At 47.3% G+C, this 20,621-nt stretch carries 21 protein-coding genes and 1 rRNA gene; 1 reads left to right on the top strand and 21 read right to left on the bottom strand.

Features of this window, described 5'->3' with window-relative positions; genetic code table 11:
• Positions 1-15: 15 nt before the first annotated feature.
• From secE to WFI24_RS32560, 12 genes are all read right to left on the bottom strand, one after another.
• Positions 16-207: a preprotein translocase subunit SecE gene (gene secE, locus WFI24_RS32615; protein WP_105406954.1), complete on the bottom strand. Its 192-nt coding sequence runs from the start codon at positions 205-207 to the stop codon at positions 16-18.
• Between the two features lie 17 nt (positions 208-224).
• Entirely contained in the window at positions 225-374 is a 150-nt protein-coding gene (gene rpmG / locus WFI24_RS32610; protein WP_072735843.1) for a 50S ribosomal protein L33, read from the bottom strand.
• Positions 375-677: 303 nt separating this feature from the next.
• On the bottom strand, positions 678-1,322 hold the full coding sequence (gene sigH, locus WFI24_RS32605) for an RNA polymerase sporulation sigma factor SigH (RefSeq protein ID WP_017692059.1): 645 nt from the start codon (positions 1,320-1,322) through the stop codon (positions 678-680).
• Positions 1,323-1,494: 172 nt separating this feature from the next.
• On the bottom strand, positions 1,495-2,016 hold the full coding sequence (locus WFI24_RS32600; RefSeq protein WP_062836174.1) for an NYN domain-containing protein: 522 nt from the start codon (positions 2,014-2,016) through the stop codon (positions 1,495-1,497).
• Between the two features lie 5 nt (positions 2,017-2,021).
• Positions 2,022-2,768: a 23S rRNA (guanosine(2251)-2'-O)-methyltransferase RlmB gene (rlmB, locus tag WFI24_RS32595; RefSeq protein WP_017692057.1), complete on the bottom strand. Its 747-nt coding sequence runs from the start codon at positions 2,766-2,768 to the stop codon at positions 2,022-2,024.
• 43 nt (positions 2,769-2,811) lie between these two features.
• Positions 2,812-3,291 (bottom strand): Mini-ribonuclease 3, encoded by a 480-nt coding sequence (locus WFI24_RS32590; RefSeq protein WP_336766009.1) that lies wholly within the window; start codon positions 3,289-3,291, stop codon positions 2,812-2,814.
• Complete coding sequence (gene cysS, locus WFI24_RS32585) at positions 3,288-4,688, bottom strand: cysteine--tRNA ligase (protein WP_145326575.1); 1,401 nt, start codon at positions 4,686-4,688, stop codon at positions 3,288-3,290. The genes WFI24_RS32590 and cysS overlap by 4 nt, the downstream gene beginning before the upstream one ends.
• Before the next feature lie 14 nt (positions 4,689-4,702).
• The gene (gene cysE / locus WFI24_RS32580) at positions 4,703-5,383 is read right to left on the bottom strand and encodes a serine O-acetyltransferase (RefSeq protein WP_145326576.1); all 681 of its coding nucleotides are present in this window, start codon (positions 5,381-5,383) and stop codon (positions 4,703-4,705) included.
• A 530-nt stretch (positions 5,384-5,913) separates the two neighbouring features.
• Complete coding sequence (gene gltX / locus WFI24_RS32575; protein WP_336765977.1) at positions 5,914-7,377, bottom strand: glutamate--tRNA ligase; 1,464 nt, start codon at positions 7,375-7,377, stop codon at positions 5,914-5,916.
• A gap of 33 nt (positions 7,378-7,410) precedes the next feature.
• Entirely contained in the window at positions 7,411-7,887 is a 477-nt protein-coding gene (gene ispF / locus WFI24_RS32570) for a 2-C-methyl-D-erythritol 2,4-cyclodiphosphate synthase (RefSeq protein ID WP_076254730.1), read from the bottom strand.
• On the bottom strand, positions 7,884-8,576 hold the full coding sequence (gene ispD, locus WFI24_RS32565) for a 2-C-methyl-D-erythritol 4-phosphate cytidylyltransferase (RefSeq protein WP_336765976.1): 693 nt from the start codon (positions 8,574-8,576) through the stop codon (positions 7,884-7,886). The genes ispF and ispD overlap by 4 nt, the downstream gene beginning before the upstream one ends.
• 82 nt (positions 8,577-8,658) lie before the next feature.
• Complete coding sequence (locus WFI24_RS32560) at positions 8,659-9,744, bottom strand: PIN/TRAM domain-containing protein (protein WP_336765974.1); 1,086 nt, start codon at positions 9,742-9,744, stop codon at positions 8,659-8,661.
• A gap of 173 nt (positions 9,745-9,917) precedes the next feature.
• Here WFI24_RS32560 and WFI24_RS32555 point away from each other — a divergent pair, with 173 nt between their 5' ends.
• Complete coding sequence (locus tag WFI24_RS32555; RefSeq protein WP_017692049.1) at positions 9,918-10,313, top strand: hypothetical protein; 396 nt, start codon at positions 9,918-9,920, stop codon at positions 10,311-10,313.
• Positions 10,314-10,436: 123 nt separating this feature from the next.
• Here the strand turns inward: WFI24_RS32555 and pssA are convergent, their stop codons facing one another.
• The 9 genes from pssA to rrf form a co-directional block, all read right to left on the bottom strand.
• Positions 10,437-11,168: a CDP-diacylglycerol--serine O-phosphatidyltransferase gene (gene pssA / locus WFI24_RS32550; RefSeq protein WP_145326580.1), complete on the bottom strand. Its 732-nt coding sequence runs from the start codon at positions 11,166-11,168 to the stop codon at positions 10,437-10,439.
• 44 nt (positions 11,169-11,212) lie between these two features.
• The gene (disA, locus tag WFI24_RS32545) at positions 11,213-12,289 is read right to left on the bottom strand and encodes a DNA integrity scanning diadenylate cyclase DisA (protein WP_062836168.1); all 1,077 of its coding nucleotides are present in this window, start codon (positions 12,287-12,289) and stop codon (positions 11,213-11,215) included.
• A gap of 13 nt (positions 12,290-12,302) precedes the next feature.
• Positions 12,303-13,670: a DNA repair protein RadA gene (radA, locus tag WFI24_RS32540; RefSeq protein ID WP_036671578.1), complete on the bottom strand. Its 1,368-nt coding sequence runs from the start codon at positions 13,668-13,670 to the stop codon at positions 12,303-12,305.
• 255 nt (positions 13,671-13,925) lie between these two features.
• Positions 13,926-16,388 (bottom strand): ATP-dependent Clp protease ATP-binding subunit, encoded by a 2,463-nt coding sequence (locus tag WFI24_RS32535; RefSeq protein ID WP_145326581.1) that lies wholly within the window; start codon positions 16,386-16,388, stop codon positions 13,926-13,928.
• Positions 16,389-16,570: 182 nt separating this feature from the next.
• Positions 16,571-17,641, bottom strand: coding sequence for a protein arginine kinase (locus WFI24_RS32530; protein ID WP_145326582.1), 1,071 nt, complete (start codon positions 17,639-17,641; stop codon positions 16,571-16,573).
• A 28-nt stretch (positions 17,642-17,669) separates the two neighbouring features.
• Positions 17,670-18,194 (bottom strand): UvrB/UvrC motif-containing protein, encoded by a 525-nt coding sequence (locus WFI24_RS32525; RefSeq protein ID WP_336765970.1) that lies wholly within the window; start codon positions 18,192-18,194, stop codon positions 17,670-17,672.
• Positions 18,195-18,225: 31 nt separating this feature from the next.
• Positions 18,226-18,687 carry a CtsR family transcriptional regulator gene (locus WFI24_RS32520; protein WP_062836165.1) on the bottom strand — a complete coding sequence of 154 codons (462 nt, stop codon included), beginning with the start codon at positions 18,685-18,687 and terminating at the stop codon, positions 18,226-18,228.
• 461 nt (positions 18,688-19,148) lie between these two features.
• Positions 19,149-20,324, bottom strand: a complete 1,176-nt coding sequence (locus WFI24_RS32515) for a GNAT family N-acetyltransferase (RefSeq protein ID WP_336765969.1) — start codon at positions 20,322-20,324, stop codon at positions 19,149-19,151.
• Positions 20,325-20,512: 188 nt separating this feature from the next.
• A 5S ribosomal RNA gene (rrf, locus tag WFI24_RS32510) occupies positions 20,513-20,621 on the bottom strand; the annotation flags it as partial.

Raw genomic sequence — 20,621 nt, 5'->3', positions numbered from 1 at the left:
CCACCGGAACCCTTCTTAAATAATCGCTTCGATCACAAAGGAGATGCCAATGTCAATGACCCAAAAAAACAGCGTCATAACCACAACAGTACCAAGTACGATCAATGTGTAGTTGGTCAGCTCTTTACGATTAGGCCAGCGAACTTTTTTAAGTTCAGCCCAGCTTTCTGTGAAAAAGGAAATCAGAGATTTGAAACTTCGTTTCACGCCGACACCTCCAAAAACTATCTGGTTTCGCGATGAGAAGTCTGCTCGTTACAAAACTTGCAAAATTTCTTCATCTCCATGCGGTCGGGGTGATTACGCTTGTTTTTTGTCGTAGTGTAATTTCTTTGTTTGCAGTTCGTACAAGCCAAAGTAATAATTACCCGCATGATGTACACCTCCCGAAGACTTCCACATTCAAGCAGAGTCTCTAAATTGATCCTGAAAAAAAGCCATAAATTTAGGCCTACCTAAACACTTTATCACAAGGGTATAACCATGTCAATGAAAGAATAGCCTTTCATTTATTGGGTATTACTTCCGCACACCTTACTCTTGTTTCAAATCTCTGTTTTCCTCTTCTCCTACATGGACCGAGCGATTACTAGTATAAACATTCTTTGATTTTATAAACTTGAGACACTAAAAAAAGACTCAAACACCGAGCCTTTTCCGTCAACGACAACATGTGTTTAATTATCTCGAACTTCCAGGTACTTTTCAAGTTTGCGCTTAACGCGCTGAAGTGCATTATCAATGGACTTCACATGTCTGTCCAAATCTACTGCAATCTCTTGATAAGATCTCCCGTCCAGATACAACATCAATACTTTACGTTCCAGATCACTCAGAATCTCGGACATTTTATCTTCCAGGCCCACAAACTCTTCCTGATTAATGATAAGTTCTTCCGGATCACTGACCTGGGTTCCACAAATCACATCGAGTAACGTACGATCAGACTCTTCGTCATAAATAGGCTTGTCCAGAGATACATAAGAATTAAGCGGAATATGTTTCTGACGTGTTGCTGTCTTAATGGCCGTGATGATCTGTCTTGTAATACACAGTTCGGCAAAAGCCTTGAACGAAGCCAGCTTGTCCCCTTTGAAATCTCGAATGGATTTGTAGAGGCCAATCATTCCTTCTTGAATAATATCTTCCCGGTCTGCCCCAATCAGAAAATAAGATCTTGCCTTGGCGCGTACAAAGTTACGATATTTGTTAATCAAAAACTCTAACGCTTCGCTTTCGCCTTCACGGAAAGCTTCGACAATGTCTTCGTCACTTTGGTAATCATACTTGGATAACATGATATCTTTGAGGTCGACACTCACAGACAATCCCTCCGGCTGCAACGCAAGGTACCCCGTTACTCTACTCTATGAAATATACGATCAGTATATATGATGGTACCTCACACCGTCAACCACGCTCTGCCTAAAAAAGAACATCAATAACATAAATGTCAAGACTTTCAATATTCTAAATATTGTAAAAAGCGCGCTATTATTCCCGTCTCCAGCGTTCAAACTCTTTCAATACATCCGGACTTAACTTGCCTCCGAGTGTATTTCGTGTTGTCTTCGCCTGATCTTCTTCCAGTCGTTTCTTTAACTCTTTTTCGTTCTGCTCCACTTCAATCAGCAACTCCCTTGCAGATACGCGCAGTGCACCCTGTCCGAATATGACATGTTGCTCTACCATATCGCTCGTAGCCACATAGATTTGGCGTCTTCGCATGCTTAGTTCCCGAACGAGTCTCTCAATGCATTCGTCTGCCGTCTCTTTTTCCTTTGTAAAATAGATCTGCACTTTGCTCTGTGTAAAGGATTTACCGAGTCCAGGCACGAGGTAGGCGTCAAACACAACAATGACTCGACGGCCGGAGAAAGCCTGGTAGTCAGCGAGACGAAAGAGAAGCCTGTTGCGCGCCTCTTCCAGCCCACTTTCCGCCAGTCTGGTTAATTCCGGCCAGTCGCCAATCATGTTGTACCCGTCTACAAGAAGCACATCACGGGAATCAGCCATACCTTCTATTCCTGCGCTTGACGCGAGCGGAGCACTTCATACATGACAACCCCCGCTGCCACGGAAGCATTCAGGGAATTAATCTGACCTTGCATCGGTAATTTGATCAGCACATCGCATTTCTCGCGAATGAGTCGTCCCATTCCCTTGTTCTCATTGCCGATTACCAGTGCAACAGGACCGGTAAAGACACCGTTACCAAAGACACCTTCATGAGCAGTGACATCTGTCCCCACAACCCATACACCTTCCTCTTTGAGGCGATCAATGGTCTGTCCAAGATTACTTACACGAGCCACAGGTACATACTCCACGGCGCCTGCTGACGTTTTGGATACTGTCACCGTTACCGCTGCCGAGCGACGTTTGGGTACAATGACGCCATGCGCACCTGTGCAGTCTGCTGTCCGCAAAATCGAACCCAGATTATGAGGGTCTTCAATCTCATCCAAGAGGATTAGGAAAGGATGTTCATTCTTCGCTTTCGCTGCGGCAAGAATGTCCTCTACCTCTACATAAGCGTAAGGTGCCGCTTGTGCGACTACCCCCTGATGCTGAATGCCTGGTACGGTTTGATCCAATTTACGCTTGTCCACATGCTGAATGACAATACCGAGTTTTTTAGCTTCCGAGATAATAGGTTGAGTCAGATGTTTCTGTGCTGTATCCGCAATCCATATTTTATTAATGGTCCGGCCTGAACGCAGCGCCTCCGTCACGGAGTGTTTACCGGCGATCCATTCTTCTTCCATCGTTGTTCGATCCTCTCTGTAATGCGTTGTTTTGTTGAAATTTCTATTTTTTTGTCGGTGATGGCGATTGTTGTTCCGCTTGCTCAATGCCAAGCCCGATCAGTTCAATCATGCGATCATGACGACCACTGCTGTAGAGGTAACCAATGAGACACTCAAATGCCGTAGCATGTCTGTATTCTAAAACATCTGCATTTTTGGGGATACTACCGGACTTGGCATTCCGCCCTTGCCGGACGATATCCCGTTCTTCTTCCGTCAGTTCAGCCTCAATACTTGTAAGTATGCGGCTCTGTGCCTTCGCTGATACCAATCCAGTCGCACTACGGTGCAGATGATTGGGACGCATGTTAGCCTTTGACAACAAATACTGACGAACTGCCACCTCATATACCGCATCACCAATATAGGCCAGGGCAATAGGAGGAATCAACCTCGCAGGTCTGGAAGGGGGATATGGGAACCATCCTCCTTCTGAACCCTGCTCCTGTTGTTTTGGTGTATTCGAATAGTCCTCGCTCATTTGCGCCGCCATCTCATCCCCTGCGCTGTATCCTCAAGCAGGATGCCACGTGCAGACAATTCATCGCGAATTTCATCCGCTCTTGCCCAGTTTTTGGACTTACGCGCTTCGACACGCTCTTCAATCAGACGCTCTACTTCTTCATCCAAAAGTTCTGTTTCTGCGTCAGTATAAATGCGCAGTACAGCATTCAGTTCATTGAACAATTCGAGGAGTGCACGAATGTCTGCCGCATTAACTACTTCTTTCTGCAACAGTTGGTTGGCTTCCCCAGTCCACTCAAACATAGCTGTGATTGCATCAGGTGTATTGAAATCGTCCTGCATCTTCTCGTGATACTGTTGACGAATCTGGTCAAGTCTTGCCGCAAAATCTGCTGAGATATCCTGATCTACGGATACCGCATTCAGACGATGGTTCAGGTTACCCACGGCATTGGCAATCCGATCCACACTGTTCTGTGCCTGCTCCATCGTATCATCCGTGAAGTTCAATGGGTTGCGATAGTGGGTGGACAACATGAAATAACGAATAGCTTCTCGTTTATACTGATTCCGCAAGTCTTTAACGAGAACACCATTGCCGAGTGATTTCGACATTTTCTCGTTATCGATACGGATAAAGCCATTATGCATCCAATAGTTAGCTAGTGGCTTACCCGTCAATACTTCAGATTGTGCGCATTCGCACTCATGGTGTGGGAACTGCAAATCCTGTCCACCCCCATGAATGTCCAGCGTATCCCCAAGGTACTCCCTAGCCATAGCAGAGCATTCGATATGCCAGCCTGGTCGACCATCGCCCCAAGGGCTAGACCAATAGATCTCGCCTGGTTTAGCAGCTTTCCAGAGCACGAAATCTTCGGGATGCTCTTTGCGCTCGTCCACACCCACACGGATTCCGAATTGCAGCTCCTGCAGGTTTTGTTTCGAGAGTTTGCCGTATTCGCTGAATTTGCCTGTACGATAATAGACGTCACCGCCATTTTCATATGCAAATCCTTTTTCAACCAGCTCACGGATAAAATCAATAATGAGCGGCATGTTTTCCGTTACTCTCGGGTTGCTGCTTGCCTTGGGAATACCCAATCCCTCAAGGTCTTCATAATAGGCAGCAATAAACTTCTCCGCCACGTGAGGGACATCTGTTCCAAGTTGTTCTGCTTTGCGGATCAGTTTGTCATCCACATCGGTGAAGTTCACCACATAGTTCACTTCATGTCCTGTCTGTTCCAGGTATCCGCGAACTGTGTCGAAAAAGATAACGGGGCGTGCATTCCCGATATGAATGTAGTCATATACCGTGGGTCCGCACACATACATTTTTACTTTCCCTGGCTCTTGGGGAACAAAATCCTCTTTTGTACGACTCATCGTATTATAAATCTGAAGCGTCATGGTCACTTATCCTTTCATCCTATACTGCCTTTATTTATTGTATCACGCACAGTCTCATTTTCACGGGCATTCTGCAGTGTACGTATTTCTTGCTGCAATCGTTCGAGTTCTTGTTGCATGCTCCGCAAGGAGTCAACGACCGGATCGGGCAACTGTTGACTGAGGCGATCTACCCGTCGACCGTCCTGTTTAACAATTCTGCCGGGTATGCCCACCACGGTACTGTTGGAAGGGACTTCCTTAAGCACAACGGAGTTGGCACCAATGTTACATTGATCCCCCACGCTAAATGAACCCAGCACTTTCGCTCCGGACGAGATAACCACATTATTACCAATGGTCGGATGTCTCTTTCCTTTTTCTTTCCCTGTTCCGCCAAGGGTAACCCCCTGATAGATAACGACATCATCGCCAATCTCACATGTTTCTCCAATAACGACGCCCATTCCATGGTCAATAAACAACCGATTTCCGATCGTAGCTCCAGGGTGTATCTCTATTCCTGTCATAAAACGACTAACCTGCGAAATGAACCGGGCAAACGAGAACCATCTTCGCTTGTATAAAAAATGAGCGATCCGGTGTGCCCATATCGCATGCAACCCTGAGTAGGTAAATACCACTTCAAACCATCCCCGAGCTGCCGGATCGTTTTCGAACACCGCCTGGATATCTGATCTGATCTTCTTGAACATGCTCGTTCCCCTCTTGTTCAGGTTCCCGTCCTCCGGCTTACCGGACGGCGCGTTCCTTGGTAGTGTACTGCACACTCGCCTAAACAAAAAAACGCCTCTGCAGCTATTTCAGCTGCAGAGGCGTTTATCGCGGTCCCACTCTGCTCGGTCCATTCTTAATAGAATGAGCCCTCAAGCGGTTTGGTAACGGAAACCAATCGTCACAACCTATCCTAACGTTTTCCCTTGTCATGATCGACAAAGGCGGGGCTGGATTCGGCTATGCAGCTCACGGGCGCATTTCGACTGCTGGACAGTGGATGGCTCACAGCCACCGCAAACAAAGAAATCTCTCTTTGCTGCGGGACCATCCTCTCTGAATCTGTCCGGGGCAGTCTACTCCTCCCGATCTTTGCTGTTCTATTAGATAAATCATATCATTTAATCGTTGTGTTGTTATTATAGCGAAAAGGCCTCAGACTGACAATAACCTTCCCTCGTATCCATGGAAAATAAACCCCGGTTCAGATCCAAATAACCGGACGTATTGATTAAGCACCCTTTACTTGTGCAAGCAAACGTTCGATCACCGTATCACGGCCTAGCAGGACGATCGTTTGATTCAGATCCCGTCCATGCGTCTGTCCCGTCAAAGCAACACGGATTGGCATAAAGAGCTGTTTGCCCTTAAAGCCGGTCTCTTTCTGCACTTCCTTGATCAATGCAGCCATTTTGCTTGGCGTGAACTCTTCGCTAGCCTGCACTTTATCCGCAAATGCCTTCAGCACCGTTGGCACTTGCTCCTCAGCAAGTACAGCTTCTCCTTCACTTTCCAGCTCCAGATTGGAACGGAAGAACACTTCTGACAATTCCACGATATCAGAGGCAGAATTCATCTGCTCCTGGTAGAGGTGTACCAAAGTATATGCCCATTCTTTTTGTTCAGCAGACAGCTCGGAAGGAATCCGTCCAGCCTTTTGCAGATGCGGAATAGCCATTTCGGCAATACGTTCCGAGTCTGCATGTTTGATATAGTGGTTGTTCAAGTGAGCCAGCTTGTGCGTGTCAAATACCGCTGGGCTCTTGGACAGACGTTTCGTATCAAAAATGGAGATCAGTTGCTCTTGCGAGAAGATCTCTTCTTCTCCTTCCGGCGACCAGCCGAGCAGGGAAATGAAGTTAAACATCGCTTCAGGCAAATAGCCGAGTTGATCATACTGCTCAATAAACTGAATAACGGACTCATCCCGTTTACTCAGCTTCTTGTGGTTTTCATTCACGATCAGCGTCATATGACCGAATTGCGGCGGCTCCCAGCCGAGCGCTTCATAGATCATCAGTTGACGCGGCGTGTTCGAGATGTGATCTTCCCCACGCAGAACGTGGGAGATCTTCATCAAGTGATCATCCACAGCAACGGCATAGTTGTATGTGGGAATGCCATCCTTTTTCACAATGACGAAGTCACCGGATTCCTTGCTGTTGAACGAGATTGTGCCTTTAACCATATCTTCAAACGTATATGTGCGCTCTTCCGGCACACGGAAACGAATACTCGCTACGCGGCCTTCCGCTTCAAACGCACTAATTTGCTCTGGAGTCAGGTCACGGTGTTTGCCAGAATAACGAGGCGTTTCTCCACGTGCTGACTGTTCCTCGCGCTCTTGCTCCAATTCCTCTTCCGTGCAGAAGCAACGGTAAGCCAGACCTTTATCCAGCAATTCCTGCGTATATTTACGATAGAGATCCAGACGTTCCGTTTGACGGTATGGTCCGTATTCTCCGCCCACATCAATACTCTCATCCCACTCAATTCCGAGCCATTTCAGGTATTTCAGCTGGCTTTCTTCACCACCGGCAATATTCCGTTTCACGTCTGTATCTTCAATACGAATAATGAATTTACCGTTATTATGTTTGGCATATAGATAGTTAAACAGCGCCGTACGGGCATTCCCGATATGCAGGTGTCCCGTTGGGCTCGGCGCGTAACGCACACGAATTTCCGTGCTCATATGATCCCCTCCGTCACTAATTGATTGATGATATCACACTCGAACAAGGCAAACAACGGATTGAGCAGCAATGCCCTCTCCGCGTCCCGGGAATCCCAGTTGCTCTGTTGTTGTTGCTTTCACGTTCACCTGCGTTACATCCGCTTCCAGTGCTTTGGCAATAACCTCAGCCATCTGTGGGATGTAAGGAGCCATCTTCGGCTTCTGGGCAATAATCGTTGAATCGATATTCCCTAACCGGTATCCGCGATCCTTCACAAGCTGCCATACATGCTCCAGCAATTTCAGACTGTCGGCATCCTTGAATTCTGGATCGGTATCCGGGAAGTGCTTGCCGATATCCCCGAGTGCCAGCGCACCCAAAATCGCATCACTAATCGCGTGCAACAGCACGTCTGCGTCTGAGTGACCCAGCAGTCCTTTTTCATAAGGAATCGTTACTCCGCCAATAATGCACGGGCGTCCCTCCACCAGCTGATGTACATCAAATCCCTGTCCTACACGTATCATCGCTTCTTCTCTCCCCCCAGCAAAAACGCGGCGTATTCCAAATCTTCCGGCGTCGTTAATTTGATATTGGTATAATTGCCTTCCACAACCTTGACCGACATTCCCTGACGTTCAGCCAGCATGGCATCATCTGTCCCCAGAAATCCGTCCTGCTCGGCTGATGCGTAGGCGGAGAGCAGGGAAGAAAGACGAAAAGCCTGCGGGGTTTGAATGCTCCACAGACTGCTGCGGTCTGGCGTCGCCGTAACGACTCCTTCCGCATTCACTTGTTTGATCGTATCCTTCACTGGGACGGCCAGTACGGCTGCTCCACCGGACATGGCGGCCTCCATGCATCCCTTGATCTGCTCATGGTTCACAAAAGGACGTACCCCGTCGTGAACGAGCACCCAATCCGTCCCAAGTGCCTCAAGGCCTTTATGGACAGAATGTTGTCTCTCTTTCCCTCCGGGGATAACACGGACACGTGAATCCAATTGGTATTCTTTTACCCAATCCTGGCAGCGTTCAACATCTGCAGCTCCTGTGACCAGCACCATCTCGCGGATCTCGTCCAGCGCAGCAAATACCTCAAGCGTATGTATGAAAACGGGCTTGTCCTGCAGCAACAGAAACTGCTTGCTCTCGGTCGTCCCCATCCGGGTTCCGCGACCTGCTGCCACAATGACAACGCCCCACCCTTTATTCATGCCGCAATCCCTGCCTTGTCTGTCAGTTTATCGTCCAAAGATATACAATATCATTCAACGATACACTACCCATCATACCGCTTTATTGGGCTTTTTCCAACAGTTTCGGCTTGGCAAAAATCATTCGTCCCGCTGAAGTCTGCAGCACACTGGTCACCAGCACTTCCATCATCATGCCGATATACTCGCGTCCGCCTTCCACAACGATCATTGTTCCATCATCCAGATAGGCTACACCTTGACCGTGCTCCTTGCCATCCTTGATGATCTGCACCATGATCTCCTCGCCTGGCAGAACGACCGGCTTGACCGCATTGGCGAGATCATTAATGTTCAACACAGATACACCCTGGAGTTCGCACACTTTATTCAGGTTAAAGTCATTGGTGACCACTTTGCCCTGAAGCACTTTAGCCAGTTTAACCAGTTTGCTGTCCACCTCGGAGATTTCCTCGAAATCCCCTTCATAGATAAGGACTTTTACATCAAGTTCCTTCTGGATTTTGTTCAAAATGTCCAGTCCTCGCCGTCCTCTGTTCCGCTTGAGCAGATCCGATGAATCCGCAATATGCTGCAGCTCCTCCAGAACGAATTCCGGAATTACGATCGTGCCTTCAATGAATCCGGTTTTGCATATATCAGCAATACGCCCATCAATAATGACGCTGGTATCCAGAATTTTATGTTCTTCCATCCGTCTATCCTCGTCTACCTCCGGATGACCCCATCGCCCAGACATCCAGAAGGCCCCCAGATCGTCTTTCTTCGCCATGGCAAGGGTATAGCCGGAATAAGCACTAATCACCGTCAGCGCCACTTGCAGCACTTCTCCTGCCGTCCCCATCCATCCCACAACAGGGTAGAGCAACAAGGCCACCAGCAATCCTGCAACGGTACCTGTGGCACCTGCAGCCAGTTCGTTCATAGGTACTTTTGCCAATGAATCAATTCCACTATGCAGCCTGTCTGCCATCAATGTACCACCAATATTACATACAGCCATAAACATTACAGCTCCCAGCAGCGTCGATATGCCAGCTCCCAGTAATCCTGCTGACTGAATCCACTCAGCCATCCATGGGACCGATTTTCCTGCCAGATGATATGCCGTGTAGCCGAACCATGCACCGCACAATCCTGTAAAAGTTAAAATGCCTTTTTTCCACATTAGTCCCTGCACCTCCTTCAATGTATCTTGATCTTTATATCCAGTATGATCCAATTCCTGAATTGCTAATCCCATTCGAAAGAACTTTTTGGAAATGTTGCAATCGTCAGTTGAAAGTAGGTAAATTATTGGCATATAATGAATTCAATTCATATCCCGAGGTGAGTGGCAAAATGAGTACGCTAAGTTTACAGGCTTTCCAGGATCAAGTTTCTGAACTGTTGCTGCGTCATCGCAGTCTGATTGATGTACTGTCCAAAACAGGACAAGCCGGAGCGTCTGTTAACCGTGCGGTGTCCAAGGCCATTACCGAATGCGGCTGCATCGAGCTGCACGCCACCAAGCAGAAATATGCCCCAGAGAGCGATATCGCTCAAACCAAAGGCTTGTTGGAAACGCATGTGGAAGGTGAATTGTGTGAGAACTGCAGAGAGGTCATCAGCTCTGAACTGGGGCGAAACCTGTTCTACATGTCGGCTCTCTGCAATCTGCTGGACATCAACATGGAAGAGGTCGTGAATCACGAATCACAGAAGTGTTCGACGTTAGGGATGTTTAATCTGTCGTAAAAAGATATGTATGTCGTTCGTAAGGGTTTCTTTTACCGTAAATAGATCTGAATAAGCAAAAAGCACGCATTCTCCTGTTCGGGAGAGTACGTGCTTTCTTTGTATTATGTCTGTGCTCCATACTTAACGATCGGAAGGACGGGAAGATTTCTCATCCTTGCGCTTCTTGGCTCGACTACGCGAGGCCGCTGTCCGCACATTGTGCTTCATACCATACAAAGCGTATAACACCAGCGGAATGAAGATCAATTTGGATAACTGCTCCGGGAAAATAACAGCTACGGCTATCGCAAATAACACAACCCATGGTGCGATCCAGATTGCCTTACGCGGCAAACCCACCTTTTTGAAATTGGGATATTTAAGCGAACTCACCATCAGGTACGATAACAGCAACGTAGCAATCATCATGCTGACCGGACCGATATCCTTGTTGAACAAGGACAGTGTGGCCAGTACCCCGCCGGCTGCCGGAATCGGCAGACCTGTGAAGTATCCAGGAATTCCCGGACGAACGTTAAACCGTGCAAGACGAATGGCTCCACAGATCGGAAAAGCAGCTGTCGCAACCCAGGCGAGGATCGGCATGGAATCTTGAAACGACACCATAAATATGATCAGTGCCGGTGCTGCACCAAAGGAAACCATGTCAGACAAGGAATCCAGTTCCTTGCCGAATTCACTTTGGGCATTGAGCGCACGTGCCACTCGGCCATCCAAACCATCCAGCAGCATCGCTACAATGACCATAATAGCAGCCAAACTGTAGTTTCCATCAATCGCAAGCAAAATTGCCATCATTCCAAGAAACAGATTACCCAGGGTAAAGAGATTCGGAATGAATCTGGTTAGCATCGTTGTTTCACCTCATCCATTTCAAGCCTTTATACAGGCAAACCTTACATCTGTCTATCGATAAACATCTGCTCCTGCAAACGTTTAAGGCCTTCCTTAATGGTCCGGGCACGAACTTCACCGATACCGTCCACTTCGTCCAGTTCTTCTATTGTAGCCATAATCACATGAGGCAATTGCTCGAATTGATCCACCAGGTTATGGATAATGACATTGGGCAGGCGGGGGATCTTATTTAATACCCGGAATCCGCGAGGTGCAACCGAATCCTCAGAAGTAGCCGCTGAAGAAGGATAGCCGAGCAGACGGACAATATGATGTGCATCCAGCAATTCATCGTCCGACAATCTTTTCAGTCCCACGATAATTTCACGGATTTTGTCATCACTGTCGTCACGGGCATAGTCTTTATACAGCAACCAAGCTTCTTCTTCCGTTGTACCCACGAGTTCTTCCATTTGCATGGAGATGAGTCGTCCCTCATTCCCCAACTCATGAATGTATCGTTTGATTTCGGTTTTGATCCGCATCACCATTTCGGTACGCTGAATCACATTGACCACTTCAGGAATCGTTACCAATTCCTCAAATTCCGAAGCACTCAGATTCGTAAGGGACTGTGTTAATACCGCTTTGTATTTCTCCAGTGTTTGAATCGCTTGATTCGCTTTGGTCAAAATAACCCCGATTTCCTTGAGGGAATACCGAAGTGTTCCCTGATACAAGGTAATGATATTCCGGCGCTGTGATATGGATACGACCAATTTACCCGTTTGCTTCGCTACACGCTCTGCTGTCCGGTGACGAATCCCCGTCTCTGAAGAAGAGATCGAGGAGTCTGGGATTAACTGGGTATTGGCATAAAGAATACGCTTCAAATCCTCGCTAAGAATAATTGCACCATCCATCTTGGCGAGTTCGTACAGATAGTTCGGGGAGAAATCACAGTTAATCGAGAATCCCCCATCCACCACTTCCATTACTTCAGGGCTGTATCCTACAACAAGCAGTGCGCCCGTTTTGGCGCGCAGCACATTTTCCAGACCTTCGCGGAAAGGTGTACCTGGTGCGATCAGCCTTAACAATTCATTCATATTATCCAGTTGGCTCGAATCTTTCATCTTGTTATGCCCCCTAATCTAAAGCAACCGCTAGTGCATCTGCCACGGTATTCACACCGATCAGTTGTATCCCGCGAGGATGTTTCCAGCCCTTTAAGCTTTTTTCCGGTAAAATGACTCGCTTGAAGCCCAGCTTTGCGGCTTCCTTTACTCGTTGTTCGGCCCGTGATACGGCTCGAACTTCACCTGTCAGACCGATCTCGCCAAAGATGACGTCGTCCGGCTTGGTCGGTACATCTCTCAAACTGGATGCAATGCTGACGGCAACCGCCAAGTCTACAGCGGGCTCATCCAGCCTCACTCCTCCAGCTACATTCAGATATGCATCCTGGGTCTGTAAAAACATGCCCATTCGTTTCTCTAGCACTGCAATGATCAGATTTAATCGATGCAGATCTACCCCTGTTGCCATGCGGCGGGGAGAAGGGAAATGAGTGGTTGAGATCAATGCCTGCAATTCCACAAGCAAAGGACGTGTACCCTCCATACTGGCAACTACCGTAGAACCCGCTACACCCAGTGGGCGTTCCGACAAGAAGAGTTCAGACGGATTGCCCACTTCACGAAGTCCATCCTCGCCCATTTCAAAAATACCAATCTCATTGGTGGAACCAAAACGGTTCTTCACCGCACGCAGTAGGCGATACGTATGGTGACGCTCTCCTTCAAAATAAAGCACGCAATCCACCATATGCTCTAACATACGTGGACCGGCAATGGCTCCTTCTTTGGTAACATGCCCCACAAGAACCGTTGCAATGCCCCTGCCTTTCGCAATCCGCATGAACCTTGACGTACATTCCCTTACCTGTGCTACACTACCAGGCGCACTGGTAACTTCGGGAAGATATACCGTCTGAATGGAGTCGATGACAAGAAAATGCGGCTGGATCTGATCCACCGCTTCCTCTACACGTTCCATATTGGTTTCACACAGCACATACAACTCGGCAGATAGTGCCCCGAGACGGTCCGCCCGCAGTTTGGTTTGCTTTACTGATTCCTCACCGGAAACATATAACACACGCAAACCCGAGTGCGTTAAAGCATGGGACGTCTGCAACATCAACGTTGATTTACCGATACCCGGATCTCCGCCCACCAGAACGAGTGAGCCTGGAACGATTCCGCCACCCAATACCCGGTTCAACTCTCCGATTCCAGTCTGTACACGCGGTTCCTGACCACTATCTATATCTATGATAGGAAGCGGTTTATCTTTACTGTCAAACAGGGGAGAATTTCTTCCTTGTGTTTTGACTACCGTCTCTGTTTCTTCCACCATTGAATTCCATGACTGACAACCTGGACACTTACCGTACCATTTGGGGGCTTCATAGCCGCATTCCGTACATTGAAACTTAGTTTTAACTTTGGCCACTTCAGCACTCCTATAATTAGTTTTATAACAGCATTTTGCATTATTCGACGAATTTTGCCTAACTCCCTGACGCGCAGGGTTACTAAAAGTTTACCATTGTTTGAGATTTTTCGTAAAGGATAATCGCAAACTTTACACATGTTCCTGACATAATCATGTCCGTCTTCTGTCCAAAATGCAAAAAATCCTCCCCGGCCGAAGCCGAGAAGGATTAAGGATCACTACAAGCTGGAGTTTAACTCAGCTTGCTATATATTATTTGGTTTCGATTTCCTCATTAGTAGGAACAATCACGTCTTTTTTTGTTACAGACAGTGCACCGTTCTCTTCGTCAATGAGCAACGAATCACCTTTGGTTACGTTACCTGTGAGCAACTCCTCAGACAATTTGTCTTCGATATGCTTCTGGATCGCCCGACGAAGCGGACGCGCACCGTAAGCTGGATCGAAGCCGGCTTTGGCAAGGAAATCCTTGGCATTGTCGGTGAGTTCGAAATCAACCTCGTATTCACGTAGACGTTTCCGAAGCTCCTCGCTCATGAGGGTAACAATCTCTGCAATGTGTTTCTGTTCCAGAGAGTGGAATACGATAATTTCATCAATCCGGTTAAGGAACTCTGGACGGAAACTTTTCTTCAGCTCATCCATGACTTTACCCTTCATGTTATCGTAGTCCGCACCTGCATCCACAACCGCTGTGAAGCCAAGTGTAGAGTTACGTTTGATCGCTTCGGCACCCACGTTGGATGTCAGGATAATCAGCGTATTCCGGAAGTCAACCACGCGACCTTTGGAATCCGTCAGACGACCATCCTCAAGGACTTGCAGCAAGATATTGAATACTTCCGGATGTGCTTTCTCGATCTCATCGAGCAGGACTACAGAATATGGTTTGCGACGAACTTTCTCTGTCAGCTGGCCACCTTCTTCGTATCCAACGTATCCAGGAGGCGCTCCGACGAGTCGGGAAGTCGAATGCTTCTCGCCATACTCGGACATATCGATACGGATCACTGCATTTTCATCGCCGAACATCGCTTCAGCCAGAGCGCGAGCAAGTTCTGTTTTACCTACCCCTGTAGGACCGAGGAAAATGAATGAACCCATCGGACGTTTTGGATCTTTGAGTCCAGCACGAGCACGACGAACCGCACGGCTGACCGATTTCACAGCCTCATCCTGGCCAATGACACGTTCATGCAGAATCGATTCCAGATTCATCAGACGTTGTGTCTCTTCTTCTTTTAGCTTGTTCACCGGAATTCCTGTCCAGTTGGCTACCACTTGTGCGATATCCTCAGGTGTTACTTCGGAATCCGTGCGACCTTGTTTTTCTTTCCATTGGTTCTTCGTTACATCCAGCTCTTCACGGATTTTTTGTTCCGTATCACGCAGAGCAGCTGCTTTTTCGAACTCCTGGCTTTGAACCGCAGCGTCTTTTTCCTTACGGATATCTTCCAGACGGCTTTCCAGTTGTTTCAGGTTTGGTGGGATTGTATAAGAGTTCAATCTTACTTTGGAGCCCGCTTCATCAATCAGGTCAATCGCTTTGTCTGGCAAGAAACGGTCTGTAATGTAACGGTCAGACAATTTAACCGCCTGTACAATCGCTTCATCCGTAATTTTCACGCGGTGATGCGCCTCATAACGGTCACGCAAGCCGTGCAAGATCTGAATCGCTTCTTCCGGCGAAGGCTGATCTACAGTAATCGGTTGGAAACGACGCTCAAGCGCTGCATCCTTTTCGATGTATTTACGATACTCATCCAGCGTTGTTGCACCAATGCACTGCAATTCTCCACGAGCCAGAGCCGGTTTCAAAATGTTAGAAGCATCGATGGCACCTTCAGCTCCACCTGCACCAATCAAGGTATGCAATTCGTCGATAAACAGGACAATGTTACCTGCTTGGCGAATCTCATCCATGATTTTTTTCAGACGATCTTCGAACTCACCACGATATTTGGTTCCAGCTACTACCGAACCCATATCCAGGGTCATTACACGTTTGTCACGCAATGTTTCCGGAATCTCATTCGCAATGATTTTTTGTGCAAGGCCTTCAGCAATCGCTGTTTTACCTACACCAGGCTCACCGATCAATACCGGGTTGTTCTTGGTACGACGGCTGAGTACCTGAATGACACGCTCAATTTCTTTGCTACGTCCAATAACTGGGTCCAGGTTATTCTCTCTGGCATAAGCCGTAAGGTCACGTGCCAGACTATCCAGCGTTGGTGTGCTTACATTGGCAGGTGTTCCATTATGACTGGATACAGCTTCACTGCTGCCAAGCAATTGCAGCACTTGTTGACGTGCTTTGTTCAGGCTAATACCCAGGTTGTTGAGCACACGTGCTGCAACACCCTCGCCTTCACGAATCAATCCGAGCAAGATATGCTCTGTGCCTACATAGGTGTGGCCCAATTTACGAGCTTCGTCCATAGACAGTTCAATTACTTTTTTCGCACGTGGCGTATATGCAATGTTGGTAGGTTGCTCTTGGCCACGGCCAATCAGCGTTTCTACTTCATCCTGAATTTTTTCCAATCCGAGTCCCAGGCCGATCAGTGCTTTGGCTGCGATGCCTTCACCTTCACGAATGAGGCCGAGCAAAATATGCTCAGTACCGATGTTATTATGACCGAGACGGACAGCTTCTTCCTGGGCGAGTGCGAGCACCTTTTGGGCCCGTTCCGTAAATCTTCCAAACATCATATCTCCTGCACCTCCATGGTTTTGGATAAAACGAAGGGATTCAAATGTTACCCATCGTATTCTTATATCATTTTTGTTTGCAGCCGTGCTGCGAATAAAGTCATTCGGCATTCATACATGCCTTATTATATAAAAGCCGCAATGCGGCATGAAACCATAATTCAATACAATATCAGGCTAAGCTAGGACTGCTTCGCTGCATTGATCGTATCACGAATCAACTGAGCACGGTAGATGTCACGCTCATCTGTGCGCATATCTTCCCCGAATGTTTTCTGCAAGAATCCCGGCTGAGTCATCACATTCAACTCATTCATTACTGTGATGGACAATCCATCCAGTAAGCCGAGATCCACGCCAAGACGTACATCCGATAAGCGCTGTGCAGCTTCCTTTGAATCGACAATAGCTGCATGAGACAATATGCCGTAAGAGCGCATGACACGATCCGTAATACGGAGTTTGGAGTCGGTAATTAACCGTTCTCTGGCTGTACGCTCATGACCTATCATCTGTAATACAACACCATGCAGGTTCTCGATGACTTCCTGTTCGGTCTGTCCCAATGTAATCTGGTTCGAGATCTGGAACAGGTTACCCATCGCCTCGCTACCTTCACCGTATATTCCTCTTACCGTCAATCCCACTTGGGAAACTGCGGTTAGAATACGGCCTATCTGCTGCGTCATCACCAGGGCAGGCAGGTGCATCATAACCGATGCTCTGACACCTGTACCTACATTGGTAGGACAACTGGTTAAGTATCCTCTTCGATCATCAAAAGCATAATCCACATGCGCTTCAAAAGCATCATCTATTGCGGAAGCTTTCTCCCAGGCTTCTTTCACCTGGAACCCCGGATAGAGGCACTGGATACGAAGATGATCCTCTTCGTTAATCATAATACTGACAGACTCATCCTCACTGAGAATAACCGCACCATTCCTGGATTCATTCGCAAGACTTGGACTGATGAGATGTTTCTCCACCAGCACTCGTTTGTCGAGTTCGTCAATATCGAGCAGATCCAGCGTATGAAAATCCCCAAAGGCATGAACGTCATCGTATTGAAGTACTTCGCTCAGCTTATTCAGCACCTCTTCCGATTGCTCATTGGAAGCCAGCATCGGAAACGGAACATGCTGAAGGTTGCGTGCGATCCGGACACGGCTGCTAATGACGATTTCGGAATCAGCCGCATCACTACGCATCCAGTCGCTGAGCGCCTTCTCTGTAAAGCGCAGATTAGGCATTACGCATCCCTCCTACTCATGACAAACTTTACTCCTGAGCTATTCCTTTTTCAAGTCCTCTAATCTGGTCACGGATCTGAGCCGCCTCTTCAAATTCCTCTTGGGCGATACTCTCCTGAAGCTCACGCTTCAGATCGGCGATTTGCCGTTTCACCTTGATGCGACCACCAGCACGTGCTGGCACTTTGCCCACATGGGATGTACTACCATGAACCCGCTTGAACAAAGGGTCCAGACGACTGTCAAAATATTTATAACATGAACTGCAGCCGAAACGGCCTATTTTGCTAAATTGTGAGTACGTCATACCACACTCTTCACATTGAAGTGCTTTTGCAGGTGGTGATCCTGCAGATCCACTTTTGCCAGCTGGATCAAAATCAAGCAACCCGGACAACAAGTTGTGAATGGAAAATCCTCCTGCTGTTCCAGGGATCATCTCCCCTTTTTCACGGGCACATGACTCACAAATATGGAATTCCGTCTTCTCTCCATTCACGATCTTCGTAAAATGAAGTGTCGCCGGACGTTTATTGCATTCTTGGCACAGCATATTGATGTACCTCCTTTGACCCCGATAGTTTTCATTTACCGAGCAAAGATATTAACATCGCCTTCAACATTCTGGCACGAATTTGATCCCGGTAAGGAAGTTTGACCAATATAACCTCTCTAGATACAGCCGCTCGCATCAACCCGGCTTCCCGCTTGCTCAAGAAACGTGCTTCTTCCAGTTGATAGATCAGACCTTCGGCAGCAGTCTGCCCGATCTCATCACCAATACTATGGTGCAAATGATTATGCAGAGCTGATTGGGCCGGTAATTCAATGCGCTGTATGCGAACATAACCACCACCGCCGCGTTTACTCTCTACCAGGTATCCCTTCTCGAGGGTAAAACGTGTGCTGATGACATAATTGATCTGGGAAGGTACACATGAAAATTGATCTGCCAGATCATTACGCTGAATTTCAACCATTCCTTCGGGACTTTCATGCAAAATACTCTTCAGATATCGTTCGATAATATCAGAGATATTACGCATCCAATCATCCTCCACTGTCTGAAACGTTAAGTCAATAAGGACCCACACGCCCCCACAGAGTACACCTTCTCTACCCATTTAACCAATCAGGGAAACAGCGAATCTTGCTTCCACAGACGTTAACAGGAGAGCGAAGGAAGCACGAAGGTCCTTTAATATTCCCTTGATCCTCCGATGAAATGAATACCGTATATGGGCGCTCATCCATCAGATTGCAGAAAGAAAAGCTACTTAAGTATTAAACCTTTAGTTGACTTTGACTTTCTTTGACTTTATATACATTATAGCATATTTTGTGGGTTTGCCAAGTGGGGTCACTATTCATTTTTTACGATTTTACACGAAATATTCGCCAGACACAAAAAAACCTCTCCAAAATTGCCGGAGAAGTCCATTTGTCTTACAATAACGCTGTATTTCTATATAAGATAATCAAGTTAAATGAAGAAGAGAAATCGTAATCAAAAGAAATCAAGCAAGTAGGTTTCTCGTACAGGAATCGCTTGTTCCAAAGCCTTGATGGCTGCTTCTGGTCCTTGAATTCTTCCGATCCGTGCCATTTCCGTCGGTCTGCGATACCCCATCAAGACCGCGGTAAGGGATTGAATATCCACCTTAATGGTCTGATCATCATTGATTGGCTCGGATGTCTTCCATATGGACGCCGTTCCGTTCATTGCAACGTTTAGTTGCCATACCCCTTCATTCCATGGAGCGTGGGCATCTTCTACCTGAAGAACAATCTGCACCGGTGAGTCCTGGCTTGCAAAGGGATACTGGGATATAAACTGCTCTACACTAACGATGCGTGCCATAAAATAAGGTACAATCTCCTGTTGAATCCGTGGGTTATCCAATTGGAAAGCAAGCGTATCACTGGCAGGTGCCTGCAACGTCACTTCCTCAATCATGGAATCATGATTGGCAATAAAGGTCCATAGCCCTTGCCTAGCCTCTTCATTCAGATAGATAATCTCTTTAATGGTAAATTTACTTTCCTTCACCTCATATAAGAGATAACCTTGTGCTTCATCATTTTCATTGTAATATACAGCCTTCTGGCTGGTCCCATGTACAAGAACTGAATTATCCCACCGTGCATCATCCCGGACCAAGGTTCCGTTATAACGCTCAGCATAAGCACTGTATACTTGCTTTAATGTGCTGAGACCCGGATCGCCACGCCGAATCGTTCCAGGTGTCGCTTTTTTCGAAGGCAAATGCGCTGTAGGCACTTTATATCGTTTAAATTCAACATAGGTTTCCCATCCGTATTTCCGATAGAAAGCAAAAGAGAATGGATGCAAGAACGATATACTTTGTTTGTTGCGGTTCATTTCTTCCAACGCATGCTTCAGCAGACCCGCTACCCAGCCTTTGCGTCTATACTCTGGCCAGGTGGCTACACCGGCAATACCACCCATTTCGAACGATCTACCATGAATATAAGTTTGAAAAGGGATAATGTGAAGTTTGGCTCCTAATTGCCCTTCCTCGTATACACCCCATATATCCTGTGACGAAAACTGACTCCGCCGCTTTTCTTTTTGTTCTTCACTCATTACCACTTGAAAAGCATATTGGGAGAGTGCCATCGCTGGTTCAAAATCATCTACCGTCAATTTCTGAATTTCCATCTCATCCTGCACCCCGTTCTCTAGAATGTTGAGATCATTTTCATATGAAAGTCTGATACGCAATCTATATATCCACTATGAGTGTGTCAGAGGATTCCTACAAAGTCAAATAAGAGATGCTTTCGCATCCCCTTGAATAAACAAATAAAAAAGACACACTCGAAATCATTCAAGTGTGTCTCTGTGTTGCTTGGCGGCGTCCTACTCTCCCAGGACCCTGCGGTCCAAGTACCATCGGCGCTAGAGGGCTTAACGGTCGTGTTCGGGATGGGTACGTGTGGAACCCCTCCGCCATCG

It is taken from the genome of Paenibacillus sp. USHLN196 (genome assembly GCF_037144955.1).
GTDB lineage: Bacteria > Bacillota > Bacilli > Paenibacillales > Paenibacillaceae > Paenibacillus > Paenibacillus xylanexedens_C.
The sequence above is the reverse complement of the archived record's forward strand: the minus strand, read 5'-3'. Positions and strand labels throughout refer to the sequence as shown.